Consider the following 18754-nt stretch of genomic DNA (forward strand, 5'->3'; position numbering starts at 1 on the left):
CTGGCCCCGGCAGGGTCAGTTGCTGGCGGAAACACTCTCCAGCTGAAGGGACTTGGCAGTTGCCCGCTCAAGCTCGGCGGCCAGCTCGGGATTCTCATCCAGCTTCACCCCGTAACCGGGCATCATGTCCTTCAGCTTGCCCTGCCAGCCCTTGAAGTTCTTGGGGAACGTCTTCTGCAGCAGTTCGATCATGATGGGAACAGCGGTGGAGGCTCCGGGTGAGGCTCCCAGCAGCGCGCCGATGGAACCGTCGCGGCCGGCAATCACTTCAGTACCGAACTGGAGGATGCCGCCCTTTTGCGGATCCTTCTTGATGATCTGTACACGCTGGCCGGCCGTGATCAGTTCCCAGTCGCCGTCCTTGGCTTCGGGGTAGTACTCCCGGAGCGCTTCAACCTTGTCACCGTGGCGCTTGGCCACTTCCTTGACCAGGTAGGCGGTGAGGTCCATGTTGTCCTTGGCTACCGCCAGCATCGGAATGATGTTGCCGGGCCGGATGGACAACGGCAGGTCGAGGTAGGAACCGTTCTTGAGGAAGTTGGTGGAGAACCCGGCGTACGGGCCAAACAGGAGGGACCGCTTGCCGTTGACGTAACGGGTGTCCAGGTGCGGGACGGACATGGGCGGGGCGCCCACCGACGCCTGGCCGTAGACCTTGGCGCTGTGCTGGGCGGCGATGGTCTCGTCCGTGCAGCGGAAGAACTGGCCGGAGACGGGGAACCCGCCGTAGCCCTTGCTCTCCGGGATGCCGGAGGCCTGGAGCAGGTGCAGGGCACCGCCGCCGGCGCCGACGAAGACAAACTTGGCGTGGATCCTGCCGTGCTCGCCGGACCTGGGGTGCTTCAGCGTCAGGTCCCAGCCGCCGTCGGACGCCTTGCTGATCCCGGTGACGTCGTGCCCGTAATTGATTTCGACGCCGTTGTTCCCGAGGTAGGTGGTCAGCTCGCGGGTGAGTGCACCGAAGTCGACGTCGGTGCCCTCGGCGGCGCGGGTGGCGGCGATCTTCTGCTGGGCGTTGCGGCCCTTGACGATCAGCGGCGCCCACTTGGCAATCTGGCCGTGGTCCTCCGAGTACTCCATGCTCCGGAACAGCGTGTGCGGCTTGAGGGCCTCGTAGCGGGTCTTCAGGAACCGGGCGTGGTCGTCGCCGATCACGAAGCTCATGTGCGGCACGGTGTTGATGAAGCCTTTGGGGGATCCGATCAGGTTCCCGTCCACCAGGTGGGACCAGAATTGGCGGGAGAGCTGGAACTGCTCATTGATCAGCAGTGCCTTGGCCGGGCTGACCGAACCGTCTTTGGCTGCGGGGGAGTAGTTGAGCTCACAGAGGGCCGCGTGGCCGGTTCCGGCGTTGTTCCAGGGGTCTGAGCTTTCGAGGCCGGGCTGGTCCAGCCGCTCGAACAGGGAGATGGTCCAGTCCGGTTCCAACTGCTTGAGGAATGCCCCCAGCGTTGCGCTCATGATGCCGCCGCCAATCAGGACGACGTCGGCATGTTGGGTCTTGGAAATGAAGGTCACGATCAGTCTCCGATTGCAGCGGCTCTGGCTGTCACAGAATATCCCCGCCCTGCCGACATACTGAAATTGGCCCGGCCCGTCAAGGCTTTAATTGCACCTTCGTGAAAACTTCATTTAAGACCGGTGACGCAGGGTAGCTGACAACCCGGTCGGACAAAGCCAGCGCGGAGATGGGGAAAGCGATGGGGACTGCCGGGACGGTGGCAGCAATCTGGGCGTTGATGGTGTGATAGAGCTCATCACGGTCCTCACCCTCGGGCAGCCCCCGCGCACGGTTGATCTTGGAGAACACCTGCGGATCCTGGTAGCCGAACTCGCCGTTCTTCTCGCCGAACAGCGGCCCCACGAAGTTGTCTGCGTCCGAGTAGGAACCGTTCCAGCCCAAGAGGTGCAGGGCATGGTCGCCGGGTGACTGGACTTTCTGCAGGTAGCCGTCGGCCCAGTCCACGGGAACCGGCCGCACATTGATGCCGACGGCGGTGAGCTGCCGGCTGATCTCGGCGTACACCTTCTCGGGAGTAGGCAGGTAGGGGCGGGTGACGTTGAGCGGGTAGTAGAACTTCAGTTCCTCGCCGGCATAGCCCCCGTCCTTCAGGTATTCCTTTGCCTTCGCCGGATCGTGGCCAAGCTCGGGGGCGTCCTTGTTGAAGCCGCTGATCTTCGGCGGGACGAACTGGGTTGCCTTGGTGGTGTTGTCGATGAAGAACCTGCGGATCAGGGTCTCCTTGTCGATGGCCATCTCGATGGCCTGCCGGACCTTCTGGTTCTGCAGGACCGGGATGTCCTGGTTGATTCCCACGTACATGACCGAGAACGGGTCGCGCTGGACGATCTGCTTGCCGCGCTTCACCAGCTGGTCAAAGTTGCCCACGGTGACGGCGTCGTAACCGTCGATCCGGCCGTCGAGCAATGCCTGCAGCCGTGTTTGCGGGTGGTCGTAGGCCAGGAAATTGATGGTGGCAATCTGGCCCCGGTCACCCCAATAGGCCTTGTTGGTCAGCAGGGTGACGCTTTGGTCATCCCAGGAGCCAAAGCTGAAGGGCCCGGTACCCACTGGCGCGGTGGCAAAATCGGAAACTGGCCGCCCGGCGCGGTTCTGGTCCAGGACATCGGCTTTCCCCGCCGCCAGGGCTGCCGGGGAGGCAATGGCAAAGGCAGGCAGGGTCAGCGCCTGGAGAAAGGCCGTGAACCTTTGCGTGAGGTCGATCCGGACGGTGCCCTGGTCCACCGCCGTGCAGCTCTTGAAGATGGACAGCGCCGCTTCGTCGGAGTGCGCCTTGAAGACGCCCTTGAACGAGCTGCCGGGGGCCTGCCGCCGCAGCTCTGCGGGGAAGGCGAACCAGCGGTTGAAGTTCGTGCAGACGGCGTCGGCGTTGAAGGGGGTGCCGTCCTGGAAGGTGACACCGTCGCGCAGCTTAAAGGTGTAGCTGCGGCCCTCGTTGGACTCGGACCATTCGGTGGCGAGCAGGGGAGTGGGCTTGCCGGTGGTCTGGTCGACTCCCACCAGGCCTTCGAGGACCTGCCGGGTGATGCGCTGTGATTCGACGTCGCTGGAGAGCGCGGGGTCCAGGCCGAGCGGCTGGGCTGCCGTACCGAAGTTGAACGTCGCCGCCGGTTCGGCAGCGACCGCGGAGCTGGGGGAATCCGACGACGGCGAGGGGGACGGTGCGTTGGTGCACGAGGTCACACCCCAGGCCAGGAGCGCGGCGCCGGCAGTGAGGACCGTTCGCCGCGATGTACTTCTGGTCACCCGTTTATCACCCCTGGATCGTGGATCTCCGCCGCCTGCGGACCGGGTCCAGTCTAGCCGCCGCCACCGGGCCGGCGCGGGCGGTGACCGCCGCCGGGCGGGTACAGGTCCAACGCGCTGAAGCCGGGCCCGCTCACAGCGGGCCCAGCTTCAACGTTTTGGGCCGGAAATCCGGCATTGCCTACTTGGGCATCAGCACCGAATCGACCAGGTAAACGGTGGCGTTCTTGGTCTTGACGCCGCCGCAGATCACGTTGGCATCGTCAACCTTGAGGTTGTCGCCGCTGCCCGTTACGGTCACGGAGCCGCCCTGGACAGTTGCGTGCGTGCCGGCGATCATGTCGGGCGTGATCTGGCCGGGAACCACGTGGTAGGTCAGGATCTTGCTCAACAGGGCGTCGTCGGTCTTCAGTGTCTCGATGGTGGCGGGGTCGATCTTGGCGAAGGCGTCGTCAACCGGGGCGAAGACCGTGAATTCACCGCCGTTGAGCGTGTCAACCAGATCCACCTTCGGGTTCAGCTTTCCCGAAACCGCAGCGGTGAGGGTGGTCAGGATCGGGTTGTTCGAAGCCGCGACGGCGACGGGGTCAAGGGCCATGCCCTGGACCGATCCGGCGCCGGTGGGTACCTTCTCGGCGTAGCCGGCGCAACCCGGGCCCACCAGGTTTGCCGCCGGGTCCATGGCGCCGGCGGAGGCGCTGGCAGTGGAGCTTGCGGACGGCGACGCGGCCATGCTGGAGGCCGACGGCTCCGCCGAGGGGGCGGACGAGGATCCGGAGGTGCTTCCGGAGCCGCCACACGCGGTCAGGCTAAGCAGCGCGGCTGCTGCAACGCCTGCGACCGTGAAAGTTGTGCGCTTGATTGTCTGCATTGCGTTCTCCTTGTTTGTTGTGGGCCGGCCGCCGACTGGATGTCTGCGGAAGTGGTGCTGATCCGGCTGGTGGGCACCTGCACTGTGGCTGGCGTCTCACAGTGCATTCGGGCGGCAGGTCCATCCGGATGGGCGGTTCGGGAAAGTTTTTCAGGGGTCCACCTGCTGAAACACAAAAATCCCCCGGCCGAAGCCAGGGGATTCCCGTATTTACTGAGTGCGCAAGGGGGGACTTGAACCCCCACGCCCGAAGGCACAGGAACCTAAATCCTGCGTGTCTGCCAATTTCACCACTCGCGCCCGGCACCGCTGCGCTGCGTCAAAAAATGCCCACGACGGCGGATGCCAGCTTCCATTGTAGCGGTGCGCATGTGCACCGCCCGGTGCCACCCGTCAGGCGTCGAGCTTCAGGTCCCGCCGCAGCTTGGCAACGTGGCCGGTGGCCCGGACGTTGTACTGCGCCAGTGCTACCTTGCCGTCGGGGTCCACCACGATGGTGGAGCGGATGAGCCCCTGGTAGGTCTTGCCGTAGTTCTTCTTTTCACCCCACGCGCCGTAGGCCTCCGCCACGGCGTGGTCCTCATCCGAAAGCAGGGGGAAGGTCAGTTCTTCCGCCGCAGCGAATTTAGCGAGCTTCTCCACCGGGTCCGGGGAGATTCCCACCACGTCGTATCCGGCGGACTGGAGGGACGCCAGGCTGTCCCGGAAATCGCAGGCTTCCTTGGTGCAGCCCGGCGTGGCAGCTGCCGGATAGAAGTACACAACTGTGTTCCGGCCCGAGCCGGGGGAGAGGGAAACATCGTTGCCCGTTGCATCCTTGAGCGTGAATCCGGGCGCGTCGTCGCCGGTAACGAGTCTTTCAGCCATTGTTTTTCTCCTTGTTGCGGGCGGGACACAACAGCCTAATAAGCAGCGGAAGCCAGCGCTAATCAGCATTTGGCTATACTTGCTGCTATGCCTGATATGGATCACTGGCCCACGGGGCGCCTATTGTCCACTGCCGCACGCCTCGTCGAACACTCGTGGAACGAAAAACTCGGCGCCATCGGCCTGACCCACGCCGGCGTTATCGCCATTGAGGTCCTTGCCGCGCAGGGGCCCATGACCCAGGCGCAACTGGCCCAATACGTGCGTGTCCAGGCCCAAACCATGGGTAAGACCCTCAGCCGGCTTGAGACGCACGGCCACATTGCCCGCGTCCGCAGTACGTCGGACCGCCGCAGCCACGTGGTCTCCCTCACCGAGAGGGGCAAGGAAGCGGTGGCCGAGGCTGTTGAAATGGAGCGTTCGGTGCTGGCGTCCTCGTCCATCGACCCCGAACTCCTGAGGCAGGAGCTCAAATCCGTGGTCCGGGAACTGGCCAGCCAGTTCGCCACCACCCCGGGCAACGCCGCCGCCCTGGTGGACAACCCTTCAAGCTGAACGCGCCACCCCAAACGCACTCTTTCCACAGACAACGTGGCCCGGACTCCCAGGCCACGTTTTTTGTGCTCCCAGAATGCCTCTTTTGCGGGAGGAGTCCGCGTTCGTCCCTGCGTGCCGGGGATGCGTGATGGGCCAAAGAATGCAGAATAAAACAAAACAGCCCCTGGCTTGCGTTTCCGCGAGCCAGAGGCTGTTTTCCCAGTGGTGCACCCCCCGGGACTTGAACCCGGAACCCATTGATTAAGAGTCAATTGCTCTGCCAATTGAGCTAGAGGTGCATCTTGTTTGTTTCAATCTCCCGGGCTTTTTCTTTCCCGTTGATCTCCGCAACGACATGAAACTCTACACGAACTTTTGGTGCATGTGAAATCGGCCCGTCCGGGAGCTCCATGGGGAGGGTCTTCGGGTGCAGGAGCCGCGGAAACTCAAGGATTTTGGGCTCTTGCTGTTGGCGGCAAGGGTGTGGAAAGTGACCCGCGGAAGGCGCTCCGGCCGCCCGGCCCCGCTGTGAGTTGGGACACAGGGGTGCGGGCGGGATCTGCGGGGTTTGCTGACACCTGCCGCCTCTGCCGGCTCCGCCTCAGAGGCGCCTGCGGCGGGGAGCCCGGAAGCCGGCGGCTTCGGCGTGGGCGGCGGATTCAAACCAGACGTCGGCACGTGTCCCGTCGTAGTCCGGGTGGCCCTCTTCGTAATAGACCATTGAGCCGGCATCGCCCTTGACCGTGTACTCCGCGGGGCCGCTGCCGTCCGCACCGGCGCCTGCGGATCCTGCTCCGTACGGTTCCTCTGCCGCAAGGTGCCCCTGTGGTTCCGGGGCTCCCTGCGGGGGAGCGGACGGCGGTGCCTGCAAGTGGTCTGCACCGTTCTCGGCCAGGGCAGATGACTGGGTGCGGTCCGTGGTCTCCGCGGCAGCGAAGTCAGCAGCGGCGGGTTCCGCAGCTGGGGCAGCAACGGCGTCGCCGGCGGTGCTGCCCGTACCGCTGTCCGGTGAGCCCGGCGCAGTCGCTACGCCCATACCGACGGGGACGTCGGCGCCGGGGGAGTAGCTTCTGTCCGCTCCGGTCCGGGCGGCAGCCGACGGGCCGGCGTCGTCCTCTTCCACCGCCGCTGTCTCAGCGCCGGGAAGGGTCGGTGCGTGGGACTCTGTGTATTCCGCGTGGTGAACCGGCTGGGCGGCCTGCACCGAGGCCTGTTCCGCCGCGGGTACGGCGTGGCGTGCTGACTCCGGGGTACCCGAACCGCCAGCCTCGGACCACTGCGTCTCCCATTCCGCCTGGTCCTGGCGGGTCCGCTCGTCCCGGGGGTTTTCCGGGTGGGCCTCAGCCATCGAAGCCGATTCCGCGTCGGTGGCTTCCAGGGGCGACGCCCCAGCGCCATCCGCTACCGCTTCCGTATCGGATGGGCTGGAGTTGTCCCGGCCGGCCCCTGCGTGGTCAGCAGTTGCCATGTGACCGCCGTCTGACTGGGTCGTAGCTCCTGCGGACGCTACTGCGGAGTCGGCAGGCTCGTCGGCGGCTGAGGGCGCCGCGGGCTCGGCGGGACGCCCGAAGCCGGCAGCGGAGGCAAGCCCGGCTGTTCCCGCTGCTTCGGCCGATGCCGCGGCGCTGCCGCCGGAAAGGGCCCCATCCGCCCGACGGTCTGCCGGGGAACCCGGGGCCCGTGTCGCGGCGGGCCGGGTGTTCCCGGCAGGGCCAGCGGCACCGGCGTCCTTGTTGCGGTTGTTGCGGCTGACCAGCCACCACACCACGCCGATGACAATGACTGCTACCACGATCCACATGACGACATCCATGGCATTCCCTTCACTTTGGCTTACAACGCGTTCTGCCCCGACGCTACGTCGGGTCACCATGGCTGTCTAGGTTTGCCGGCAATGGCGCGCGGGGGAATCCCTTGGCTGGCCAGGGCCGGGGCGCGGGCTTATGGAGTTGCCACGCTGCGTCGTGGGAGGCCGCCGGCGGGAGGCAGGTCCAGCGATCCGGTTTTAACCGCCCCTTCAGTCCGTTTGGCACTACGGGGGTCATAGACTTTCCCTCATGACCGAGAGCCAGATCGAAACCGAGAGCAAGCCTGACATCAAGCCCCGCAGCCGGGTGGTTACCGACGGCATCCACGCCGCACCGGCCCGCGGCATGTTCCGTGCGGTCGGCATGGGCGACGACGACTTCGCGAAGCCCCAAGTGGGCGTCGCGAGTTCGTGGAACGAAATCACTCCCTGCAACCTTTCCCTGAACCGGCTGGCCCAGGGTGCCAAGGAGGGCGTCCACGCCGGCGGCGGCTTCCCCATGCAGTTCGGCACCATCTCCGTGTCCGACGGCATCTCCATGGGCCACGAGGGCATGCACTTCTCCCTGGTTTCCCGCGAAGTCATCGCTGATTCCGTCGAGACCGTCATGCAGGCCGAGCGGATTGACGGTTCGGTGCTGCTGGCCGGCTGTGACAAGTCCCTCCCCGGCATGCTCATGGCCGCAGCACGCCTGGACCTGGCCAGCGTGTTCCTCTATGCCGGCTCCATCATGCCGGGCTGGGTGAAGCTGGAAGACGGTTCCGAAAAGGAAGTCACCCTCATTGACGCCTTCGAAGCCGTGGGTGCCTGCGCCGCGGGCAAGATGAGCATGGAAGACCTGACCCGTATTGAAAAGGCCATCTGCCCGGGCGAAGGCGCCTGCGGCGGCATGTACACGGCCAACACCATGGCCTGTATCGGTGAGGCCATGGGCATGTCCCTGCCCGGCTCTGCCGCCCCGCCCTCGGCAGACCGCCGTCGTGATGAATTCGCCCGCAAGTCCGGCGAAGCGGTGGTCAACCTGCTCCGCCTGGGCATCACCGCCCGCGACATCATGACCAAGAAGGCCTTCGAAAACGCCATCGCCGTCACCATGGCGTTCGGCGGGTCCACCAACGCGGTCCTGCACCTGCTGGCCATCGCCCGCGAAGCCGAGGTTGAGCTGACCCTCGACGACTTCAACCGCATCGGCGACAGGATTCCGCACCTTGGCGACCTCAAACCGTTCGGCCGTTACGTCATGACCGACGTCGACAAGATCGGCGGCGTTCCCGTCATCATGAAAGCACTGCTGGACGCCGGCCTGCTGCATGGCGACTGCCTCACCGTCACCGGCAAAACCGTGGCAGAGAATCTCGCCGCGATCAACCCGCCGGACGTCGACGGCAAGATCCTGCGCGCGCTGGACAACCCGATCCACAAGACCGGCGGCATCACCATCCTGCATGGCAGCATGGCTCCGGAAGGCGCCGTGGTCAAGAGTGCAGGCTTCGACGCCGACGTCTTCGAAGGGACCGCCCGCGTGTTCGACCGCGAGCAGGGTGCCCTGCAGGCGCTGGACAAGGGCGAAATCCATGCCGGCGACGTCGTGGTCATCCGCTACGAGGGCCCCAAGGGCGGCCCGGGTATGCGGGAGATGCTCGCCATCACCGGCGCCATCAAGGGTGCGGGGCTGGGCAAGGACGTCCTGCTGCTGACAGACGGCAGGTTCTCCGGCGGTACTACCGGATTGTGCATCGGCCACGTCGCGCCGGAAGCGGTCGACGGCGGTCCTATCGCCTTTGTCAGGGACGGTGACCGGATCCGCGTGGACATCGCAGCGCGCAGCTTCGACCTGCTGGTGGATGACGCTGACCTTGAAGCCCGCAAGGCTGGCTGGGAGCCGCTGCCGGCCCGCTACACCAAGGGCGTCCTGGCCAAGTACGCCAAACTGGTGCACAGCGCCAGCACTGGTGCGTACTGCGGCTAACCGGCTCCGGCAGCCCAACCGCGCCGTCCGCGGTTGAGCTGAGGCCACACGCACCCTGACCGCTGGCGAGGTTGGGGTGCGGGTGGCGAAACCTTTGGTCCCCATGCCATATGATCAAGGGGTGGACATTGGAGTCCACATGGTGAGATGGGATTGTCCCGCGTTGACACCCGTCACACCAGAGGGAAAACTGAACGCATGACTTTCGTTACCAACTGCGCAGTTGCAGTCGTCGTCCTTACCAAGCGCGTGGCTCACTAGCCCCGGCAACGAACTGTCACGCGCAAACCCCTCGAAGAGCCAGCACGGCTTGAGGGGTTTTTTTATTCCCCCGCAGTTTCACCGTTATTGATGATCCACAAGGAAGAGTCCGATGAGCAAAGGATCGCCGATCAGCCCCTCGCTGATGGCTGCCAAGTCCCCTGGAGCCCCCAAGGCTCCGGAACGTGCCGACCGGACGGCTGAGCATGCCGCCGTCGTCGCTGACCTTGCTGCTGTCTCTCCTGTCCTTGGGCCGAACAACGTTGTACCCCCAACGGTGATGACCGGCTCGCAAGCTATTGTCCGCTCGCTCGAAGAACTCGGCGTCGACGATATTTTCGGTTTGCCTGGTGGCGCGATCCTGCCCACCTACGACCCCTTGATGGCCTCCACCATGAACCACGTGCTGGTCCGTCACGAACAGGGAGCCGGCCACGCCGCGCAAGGCTACGCCATGGTGACGGGACGGGTGGGCGTGTGCATCGCCACCTCCGGCCCCGGCGCCACCAACCTCGTTACCGCCATCATGGATGCCCACATGGACTCCGTGCCCCTGGTGGCCATCACCGGCCAGGTGTCCAGCGGTGTCATTGGCACTGACGCCTTCCAGGAAGCGGACATCGTGGGCATCACCATGCCCATCACCAAGCACTCCTTCCTGGTCACCGACCCCAACGACATCCCGCATGTCATGGCGGAAGCTTTCCACCTGGCCTCCACCGGCCGTCCGGGCCCCGTCCTCGTGGACGTTGCCAAGGACGCACAGGTGGGCCAGATGACCTTCTCCTGGCCGCCCCGCATTGACCTGCCCGGATACCGGCCTGTCACCCGCGGCCACAACAAGCAGGTACGCGAGGCGGCAAAGCTCATCGCGGCGGCCACCAAGCCGGTCCTCTACGTTGGCGGCGGTGTGGTCAAGGCCCACGCCAGCGCCGAGCTGCGGGCGCTGGCCGAAGCCACCGGTGCGCCGGTGGTGACCACCCTGATGGCCAAGGGTGCGTTCCCGGACTCGCACCCGCAGCACGTCGGCATGCCCGGCATGCACGGCACTGTCTCGGCGGTGACCGCCCTGCAGCAGTCGGACCTGCTGATCACTTTGGGCGCCCGCTTTGATGACCGCGTCACCGGTGTCCTCAAGACGTTTGCGCCGCACGCCAAAGTGATCCATGCAGACATCGACCCCGCGGAAATCTCCAAGAACCGCACCGCGGACGTTCCGATCGTGGGCTCGGTCAAGGAGATCATTCCCGAATTGACCGAGGCCGTGCGGGCCCAGTTCGAGGCCGCCGGAACCCCGGACCTCACCACCTGGTGGGCTTTCCTGAACAACCTCAAGGAAACCTACCCGCTGGGCTTTACCGAACCCGAGGACGGGCTCACCGCACCGCAGAAGGTCATCGAACGCATCGGCGCCCTCACGGGCCCCGAAGGCATCTACGTGGCGGGCGTGGGCCAGCACCAGATGTGGGCCGCGCAGTTCATCAAGTACGAGCGCCCGCACGCCTGGCTGAACTCGGGCGGCGCCGGAACCATGGGCTACGCCGTGCCGGCAGCCATGGGCGCCAAGGTGGGGGAGCCGGACCGCGTGGTCTGGGCCATCGACGGCGACGGCTGCTTCCAGATGACCAACCAGGAACTGGCCACCTGCGCCATCAACAAGATCCCCATCAAGGTTGCCGTCATCAACAACTCCTCGCTGGGCATGGTGCGGCAGTGGCAGACCCTCTTCTACGAAGGCCGATACTCCAACACCGACCTCAACACCGGCCACGACACCGTCCGTATCCCGGACTTCGTCAAGCTGGGGGAGGCCTACGGCTGCGCTTCCTTCCGCTGCGAACGCGACGAGGACATCGACGCCACCATCCAGAAGGCCCTCGAAATCAACGACCGCCCCGTGGTGATCGACTTCGTGGTGAGCCCCAACTCAATGGTGTGGCCGATGGTGCCCGCCGGCGTGAGCAACGACCAGATCCAGGTTGCCCGCAACATGACCCCGGACTGGGAAGAGGAAGACTGACCATGAGCCGCCATACACTTTCCGTCCTGGTTGAAGACAAACCCGGCGTCCTCACCCGCGTGGCAAGCCTCTTTGCCCGCCGGGCCTTCAACATCAACTCCCTGGCCGTTGGCCCCACCGAAGTCACGGGCATTTCCCGGATGACAGTGGTGGTCGACGCCGATGGTGAGCTCATCGAGCAGGTCACCAAGCAGCTCAACAAGCTGGTGAACGTGATCAAGATCGTTGAACTGACCTCCGAATCTTCCGTACAGCGCGACCACATCCTGGTCAAAGTACGTGCGGATGCCGCAACACGCCTGCAGGTGACCCAGGCTGCAGACCTGTTCCGCGCCTCGGTGGTCGACGTGTCCACAGACTCCGTCGTCATCGAGGCCACCGGCCATCCCGAAAAGCTCACGGCACTGCTGTCAGTGCTGGAGCCCTTCGGCATCCGCGAAATTGTGCAGTCCGGCACCCTGGCCGTTGGACGGGGATCCCGCTCCATGAGTGACCGGGCACTGCGCTCCGCCTAGGCAGTACGCCACGGCGGGACGTTTGCCCGTAACCGCAGCACCGCAAGACCACCATGTACAAAACCACTCAAGAGGAGTTACGCAAGTGACTGAAATGTTCTACGACGACGACGCCGACCTGTCGATCATCCAGGGCCGCAAAGTTGCCATCGTTGGCTACGGCTCGCAGGGCCACGCCCACGCACTGAACCTTCGCGATTCCGGCGTCGAGGTTGTCATCGCCCTGAAGGACGGCTCCAAGTCAGCCGCCAAGGCCGAGGACGCCGGCTTCACGGTCAAGAACGTTGCCGACGCCGCCGAATGGGCCGACGTCATCATGATCCTGGCGCCGGACCAGTACCAGCGCTCGATCTACAACGACTCCATCAAGGACAAGCTGACCCCCGGCAAGGCACTGGCCTTCGCCCACGGCTTCAACATCCGCTTCGGCTACATCCAGGCGCCCGAGGGCGTTGACGTCATCCTGGTTGCCCCGAAGGCTCCCGGCCACACCGTGCGCCGCGAATTCGAAGCCGGCCGCGGCATCCCCGACATCATCGCCGTGGAGCAGGACGCTTCCGGCTCCGCCTGGGACCTGGCGAAGTCCTACGCCAAGGCCATCGGCGGCACCCGCGCCGGCGTCATCAAGACCACCTTCACCGAAGAGACCGAAACGGACCTCTTCGGCGAGCAGTCCGTCCTGTGCGGCGGCGTGTCCCAGCTGATCCAGTACGGCTTCGAAACCCTGACCGAAGCCGGCTACCAGCCGCAGATCGCCTACTTCGAGGTGCTGCACGAGCTCAAGCTCATCGTGGACCTCATGTGGGAAGGCGGCATCGCCAAGCAGCGCTGGAGCGTCTCCGACACCGCGGAATACGGCGACTACGTCTCCGGCCCGCGCGTCATCACCCCCGAGGTGAAGGAGAACATGAAGGCAGTCCTGGCTGACATCCAGTCCGGCGCCTTTGCCAAGCGGTTCATCGAGGACCAGGACAACGGCGGCGTTGAGTTCAAGGAACTGCGTGCCAAGGCAGAGCAGCACCCCATCGAAGAGGTTGGCCGCGAACTGCGCTCCCTCTTCTCCTGGCAGCAGCAGGACGCGGACTACGTCGAAGGTTCCGCAGCCCGCTAAGGCCACCGCGCGCCGCCAGGCGAACGCGCGACAGCCAGCTAAAGTGCCGCGATGAGGCCGGGTTCACACTTAACAATGTGAGCCCGGCCTTTCCGTCGGCCTAGACTTGTTCCCATCCCCAGGACTGCAACGCAGAGGATCAGCCGTGTCAAAACCCGTAGTACTGCTCGCCGAAGAACTTTCTCCCGCTACCGTCGAGGCCCTTGGCCCGGACTTTGAGATCCGCCAGGCCGACGGCGCTGACCGTTCCCAGCTGCTCTCGGCGATTGGCGATGTTGACGCCATCCTGGTCCGTTCCGCAACGCAGGTGGATGCCGAAGCCATCGCAGCGGCGAAGAACCTCAAGGTCATCGCCCGCGCCGGAGTGGGGCTCGACAACGTGGACATCAAAGCCGCCACCCAGGCCGGCGTCATGGTGGTCAATGCCCCCACGTCCAACATCGTCTCCGCGGCCGAACTCACGGTGGGCCACATCCTCAGCCTTGCCCGCCACATCCCGCAGGCCAGCGCCGCCCTCAAGGACGGCGAATGGAAGCGGTCCAAGTACACCGGTATCGAGCTCTTCGAAAAGAAGATCGGCATCATCGGCCTCGGCCGCATCGGCGCCCTCGTGGCAGCCCGCCTGAAGGGCTTCGACACCAAGATCCTTGCGTACGACCCCTACATCACCTCGGCCCGCGCAGCCCAGCTCGGCGTCCAGCTGGTCACCCTGGACGAGCTGCTCGCCCAGTCCGACTTCATCACCATCCACATGCCGAAGACCCCGGAAACCGTGGGCATGCTCGGAGCGGATGCCTTCAAGAAGATGAAGAACACCGCCTACGTCATCAACGTCGCCCGCGGCGGCCTCGTGGACGAAGAGGCCCTGTTCACGGCCCTGCAGGACGGCGACATCGCCGGTGCCGGCGTCGACGTCTTCTCCAAGGAGCCGAGCACGGACCTTCCGTTCTTCAAGCTCGACAACGTCGTGGTCACCCCGCACCTTGGGGCTTCCACCGATGAGGCCCAGGAAAAGGCCGGCGTGTCCGTTGCCAAGTCTGTCCGCCTGGCCCTGGCCGGCGAACTGGTTCCGGATGCAGTCAACGTGGCCGGCGGTGTCATCGCCCCCGACGTGCGCCCCGGCATCCCGCTCATCGAGAAGCTGGGCCGCATCTTCACGGCACTGACCCACGACTCGCTGACGCAGTTCGACATTGAGGTTGCCGGCGAAATCTCCTCGCTGGACGTCAAGGTCCTGGAACTGGCTGCATTGAAGGGTATTTTCGCCGACGTTGTCACCGAGCAGGTTTCCTACGTCAACGCCCCGGTGATTGCCGAACAGCGCGGCATCAACGTCCGCCTGATCACCACCCCGGATACCGAGTCCTACCGCAACGTACTGACCCTGCGCGGCGCCCTGAGCGATGGCAGCCAGATCTCCGTGGCCGGCACCCTGACCGGTCCCAAGCAGGTCCAGAAGCTGGTGGGCATCAACGGCTTCGAGGTGGAAATCCCCATCAGCGAACACCTCGTGGTGGTGGCTTACGCCGACCGTCCCGGCGTCATCGGCACCATCGGCCACATCCTGGGCATGAACAACATCAACATCGCCGGCATGCAGGTGGCCCGCCACGACGAAGGCGGACAGGTGCTGGCGCTGCTGACCATCGACAGCTCTGTGCCGCAGCAGGTCCTGGACGCCATCAAGGCCGGCATCGGCGCCGAGATGGTCCGCGAAGTGGACCTGGAAGACTAACCAGTCCGCCCGGCCGCACGAAACGCCGAACGACACGTCTCCGCTCGGCGCGTCCCGGCGCGGCCACGTATGATTGGCCGGTCTGCTTAATATGGCCTGGTCCCGTTTCGGGACCGGTCCGGCAGGCCGGCCAATACTTTTTGCACATCCGTCCGTAATCGTCCATGTCCGCTGCCGCCACGTGGTCGACACGGGTGTGCGCCACGCAATCCAGGTCTCAGGGAGTTCAATGAACGCCGTCCAGAGGTTCATCAGGAGCAAAGTGCTGCTGTTGACCGCGGCCATCCTGATCGCAGCCATGTGCTTGTCGGTCCTCGTCCAAAGCCAGTCACAGGCTGCACTCAACAGGACCGTGGATGAGAATTCACGCGGCCTGTACGACGTGCTGGTCCAGGCCAAGGCTCCTGCCGGAGCCCTGCTCCAGCCCGAGATCGCCAACGGCACCGGCGGCATCAGCTTCGAGCAGCTGGATTCGATCCGGAAGCTCTCCGGAACGTCGGTGGCTGCCCCCATCAGCCTCGTGTCCCGCGTGACGCAGAACCTCGAAGCGCCCCGGCTGGACGCCATGGACTACCTCGGCTACAACGCCGGCCTCGCCGGAACGGCAACGGCTGACCAGGCCGCTGGAGCCACGTCCCCGGACCAGTGGCCCGCCGCCGAATCCGTGCTGGGCGACAAAGCCAAGAAGTACCGCCTGACCGCCAGCGCAGTCAGCTCGGACGGCGTTTCCGAACAGACACTGTTCAAGTCCACCGCCGAGGGAACCCTGGGCAAGGCCAAGCTCGTCGAGGAGAAGGCCGCCGGAGGCAGCAGCATCCGCATCGCTGCGCCAGCGGGCGAAACCGGCATCAAATTTCCGTCTCCGGCCGGCGGTTCCGAGCACAACCTGTTCAACCTTTCCGTCTCCCTGCCGCTCGCGCCCGAGGTGACGGAATCCGTGGTGGCCGTTGACCCCGCATCGGAGCGCGCCCTCCTCGGCACTGCCGGGGACTTCCTGGCCCCGCTCGAAAAAGCGCCGCCTGCCGACGCACGCAACGCCGGCGCCGTCGGCCGGTACCTCGAAGGCCTTTTCACCAATGGCATCGGCCTCGATGAACTCAAGGACGGGCCTGACTTCCTCGGCGTGAAGCTCAAGTACTGGGCACCGCTGATGACCCAGTACCAGCAGGCCAAGCGCACCGGCCAGCTGACGACCGATTCCCAGGCCATCCCCCTCGTGGTCCGCTCCGGCACCTCCCTTGATCTGAAGTACAACGTCAAGATCGAAGAGATCGACGACTCCGGCAAGGTCATCAACGAGGTGGGCACCGCCACCCGCTCGCTCGACAAGGACTACCTTCCCTTCGTCTCGAAGGACCCCTTCGCGCTGTCCTGGCCCGGCTCGACCGACCACACGTCGCTGTTGGGCGCCAACGGAAACTTCAACCAGGGCCTCTACACGCCCGCAAAATGGAGCACCGACTTCGCGGCAGCTCCCAAGTACACCGACGCCGGCACGGCGGCCAACGGTGCCGTGGACAAGAACGCCGTCCCCGGTGAATGGGTAACCGTCAACCGCCTGCCCGAAAAGAGCGCCAACGGCGCCCCGGTGGACCAGACCCAGCGCGAGCCCGTGGACGAGCGCTCCTACCGGGACAACCTGTCCACCGGACAGAAGCAGGCCTCCCCGCTGGCCATGGTGTACGGCACCTTCGACCCCGCCGCAGTCGCCGAGGCATCCGGCGACGTCAACAAGCTGCCCCTGGGCGGCTACGACCCCACGCCGTTCACGATGGTCAAGGACGCCGAAGGCAAGGATGTTCCGGCCACGGAGCTTCAGCCGTCCCTCAGCGCCACCGGACTGGCCAGCCAGTCCGCGGGCGCCATCACGGACTACTACGGCCTGGCCGCGGCCCGCGGCTACACCAACAACGCCAACGTCATCGACGCCATCCGGGTCCGCGCCAAGGCGCCGGGCAGCTGGAAGGAAGCACAGCCCGACGTCGAAAAGCTCGCCGCGGAGATCCGCGACATGGGACTGGAAGCCACCATCGTGGCAGGTTCAGCCCGTGAAGACGCCAGCATCTTTGTACCCGGCTACTCCAAGGACGACGCCGGCAAGGAATCGCCGCTGGGCACCGTGCAGCAGTCCTGGGTCCGGCAGAACGCCGCCGACGCCGTCACCGGTTCGCTGTCCGGAACCAACGTCACCCTGCTCTTCCTGACCCTCTGCGGTGGCGCCCTGCTCACCGGGGCATCGACCGTCAGCTACATCCGTAAACGTCGCAGCGAGGCAGGGACCCTGCGCGCCATGGGCTGGACCCAGCGGCGGATCCGCAGCTGGGTACTCGAGGAATTCGGCGTCGGCGCGGTCCTGCTGGCCGTGGCAGGCCTCGTCTTGAGCCTCATCAGCTGGAGCCTGTCCACCGCGCTGGTGTGCGCCGCAGTCCTGGTGCTCTACGCCGCCGCGGCACTGTTTGCCGCACAGCAGCTCAGGCACCGCGACGTCATCGACCAGGAACCGCAGCACGACGAACGGCTGATCCCGGTGGACTCGCCGCTGACCTTCGCCAACCGCCAGCTGGGCACCAATAAGTTCAACACCCTGTCCCTGGCCGTGGCAGTGGGTGTCTTCGGCGCCGCCGTGGGCGGACTGATTGCACTGCTCATCGACATTCCCCGCGCTGCCGGCGCCAGCGCGCTGAGCGGGCTTGCCGCAGCCAGCGTGGCGCTGCCCAGCATCCTGCTGGCCATCGCCGGGGTGGCAGTGGGACTCATCCTCACCCTGGTCACCGGCAGGTTCGAACTGAACGCCAAGCGCCAGTACCTGGGCATCCTCGAGGCCATGGGCTGGAACCCCGACATGCTGCGTCAGGTCCGCCTGTTCGAAAACGCGCTGGTGGGAACCGTCGCCCTGCCCCTGGGCGTGCTGGGCGCCCTCGGCATCGGCCTCCTCCTGGCCCCCTACGCCGCGCTGTGGGCAGGCGTTGCCGGCCTCGTGGCAGTACTTTGCTGGATTCCAATTGCAACGAAAGTGGTCCAATGACAAACCCGACGAATGTCCAGCGGAGCCGCAGGGGCGGCTCCGGCGAGGTTCCCCTGCAGACCCGCGCCAACACCATCGTCAAGGCGGCTGACCACGCCACCCCGCTGGAGCTGAGTGACATCACCATCCGCTATGGCGGCGGCAAGGGCGGAGCCGAAGCCGTCAGCGTCGTGGAGGGCTTCGACCTGACGCTGCACGCAGGCGAGATGCACTGCGTCGCCGGCCGAAGCGGCTCGGGCAAGACCAGCATCCTCACGGTCGGCGCGGGACTGACCCTGCCGACGTCGGGACGCGTCTTCTGGGAAGGCGATTCCCTTGAAAGCATGGGCGACGACGAAATTGCCGACCGCCGTCGCGCGCTGATCGGCTACGTGGACCAGGGCGGTGCCCTGATTGACGGCATGAGCGCCCTGGAAAACGTCCTCCTGCCCGCCGTCCCCGACGGCGAAGTGGACCAGCGCCGCGACATGGCCAAGGACCTCCTGGACCTGGTGGGCCTGGGCCGGCGCATGCGGCACCGGCCCGCGCAGCTTTCCGGCGGTGAGCGGCAGCGCGTCGCCATCGCCCGCGCCCTGATCCTGGGCACCCGCGTCCTGGTGGTGGATGAGCCCACCGCCAGCCTGGACCGCGCCTCTGCCAACCGCATCATCAGTATCCTCAAGGACACCACCTCAGACGGCATCGCCGTCCTGGTGGCGTCACACGACCACGAACTGGTCCGGCTGAGCGATAGCCTGACTGAACTGATCTAGCCCGTCCCTCCGCATC

The 18754-nt window shown here is 65.5% G+C and carries 13 protein-coding genes and 2 tRNA genes; 8 read left to right on the forward strand and 7 right to left on the reverse strand.

Annotated elements, in window-relative coordinates; all coding sequences use genetic code 11:
* Positions 1–15: 15 nt before the first annotated feature.
* From OVA06_RS06745 to bcp, 5 genes are all read right to left on the reverse strand, one after another.
* The gene (locus OVA06_RS06745) at positions 16–1518 is read right to left on the reverse strand and encodes a malate:quinone oxidoreductase (RefSeq protein ID WP_056085253.1); all 1503 of its coding nucleotides are present in this window, start codon (positions 1516–1518) and stop codon (positions 16–18) included.
* Positions 1519–1597: 79 nt separating this feature from the next.
* Positions 1598–3268: an ABC transporter substrate-binding protein gene (locus tag OVA06_RS06750; protein WP_231994290.1), complete on the reverse strand. Its 1671-nt coding sequence runs from the start codon at positions 3266–3268 to the stop codon at positions 1598–1600.
* Positions 3269–3449: 181 nt separating this feature from the next.
* On the reverse strand, positions 3450–4139 hold the full coding sequence (locus OVA06_RS06755; RefSeq protein WP_056085259.1) for a fasciclin domain-containing protein: 690 nt from the start codon (positions 4137–4139) through the stop codon (positions 3450–3452).
* 218 nt (positions 4140–4357) lie between these two features.
* Positions 4358–4439: transfer RNA gene (locus OVA06_RS06760), tRNA-Leu, on the reverse strand.
* A gap of 93 nt (positions 4440–4532) precedes the next feature.
* On the reverse strand, positions 4533–5006 hold the full coding sequence (bcp, locus tag OVA06_RS06765) for a thioredoxin-dependent thiol peroxidase (RefSeq protein WP_056085261.1): 474 nt from the start codon (positions 5004–5006) through the stop codon (positions 4533–4535).
* 96 nt (positions 5007–5102) lie between these two features.
* On the opposite strand from bcp, the gene OVA06_RS06770 reads away from it, so the two are divergent.
* Positions 5103–5561, forward strand: a complete 459-nt coding sequence (locus OVA06_RS06770; protein ID WP_015937461.1) for a MarR family winged helix-turn-helix transcriptional regulator — start codon at positions 5103–5105, stop codon at positions 5559–5561.
* Between the two features lie 205 nt (positions 5562–5766).
* Here OVA06_RS06770 and OVA06_RS06775 read toward each other — a convergent pair.
* Both OVA06_RS06775 and OVA06_RS06780 read right to left on the reverse strand, forming a co-directional pair.
* Positions 5767–5842, reverse strand: a tRNA-Lys gene (locus OVA06_RS06775).
* A gap of 302 nt (positions 5843–6144) precedes the next feature.
* Positions 6145–7356: a sunset domain-containing protein gene (locus tag OVA06_RS06780; protein WP_268157176.1), complete on the reverse strand. Its 1212-nt coding sequence runs from the start codon at positions 7354–7356 to the stop codon at positions 6145–6147.
* A 244-nt stretch (positions 7357–7600) separates the two neighbouring features.
* Between OVA06_RS06780 and ilvD the strand changes: the two genes are divergently transcribed.
* The 7 genes from ilvD (at position 7601) to OVA06_RS06815 (ending at position 18738) form a co-directional block, all read left to right on the forward strand.
* Positions 7601–9319: a dihydroxy-acid dehydratase gene (gene ilvD / locus OVA06_RS06785; protein WP_056085264.1), complete on the forward strand. Its 1719-nt coding sequence runs from the start codon at positions 7601–7603 to the stop codon at positions 9317–9319.
* A 373-nt stretch (positions 9320–9692) separates the two neighbouring features.
* Positions 9693–11600 (forward strand): acetolactate synthase large subunit, encoded by a 1908-nt coding sequence (locus OVA06_RS06790; RefSeq protein ID WP_091721016.1) that lies wholly within the window; start codon positions 9693–9695, stop codon positions 11598–11600.
* 2 nt (positions 11601–11602) lie between these two features.
* Positions 11603–12115 carry an acetolactate synthase small subunit gene (gene ilvN / locus OVA06_RS06795; protein ID WP_056085269.1) on the forward strand — a complete coding sequence of 171 codons (513 nt, stop codon included), beginning with the start codon at positions 11603–11605 and terminating at the stop codon, positions 12113–12115.
* A gap of 85 nt (positions 12116–12200) precedes the next feature.
* Positions 12201–13226 (forward strand): ketol-acid reductoisomerase, encoded by a 1026-nt coding sequence (gene ilvC / locus OVA06_RS06800; protein WP_056085271.1) that lies wholly within the window; start codon positions 12201–12203, stop codon positions 13224–13226.
* Between the two features lie 145 nt (positions 13227–13371).
* Positions 13372–14961, forward strand: a complete 1590-nt coding sequence (gene serA / locus OVA06_RS06805) for a phosphoglycerate dehydrogenase (protein ID WP_056085272.1) — start codon at positions 13372–13374, stop codon at positions 14959–14961.
* A gap of 229 nt (positions 14962–15190) precedes the next feature.
* Positions 15191–17986: an ABC transporter permease gene (locus tag OVA06_RS06810; protein ID WP_268157181.1), complete on the forward strand. Its 2796-nt coding sequence runs from the start codon at positions 15191–15193 to the stop codon at positions 17984–17986.
* Positions 17983–18738 carry an ABC transporter ATP-binding protein gene (locus OVA06_RS06815; protein WP_091721010.1) on the forward strand — a complete coding sequence of 252 codons (756 nt, stop codon included), beginning with the start codon at positions 17983–17985 and terminating at the stop codon, positions 18736–18738. Before OVA06_RS06810 ends, OVA06_RS06815 begins: the two co-directional genes overlap by 4 nt.
* Positions 18739–18754: the final 16 nt, after the last annotated feature.

Source organism: Pseudarthrobacter sp. SL88, assembly GCF_026672455.1.
In the GTDB taxonomy this organism is placed as follows: Bacteria; Actinomycetota; Actinomycetes; order Actinomycetales; family Micrococcaceae; genus Arthrobacter.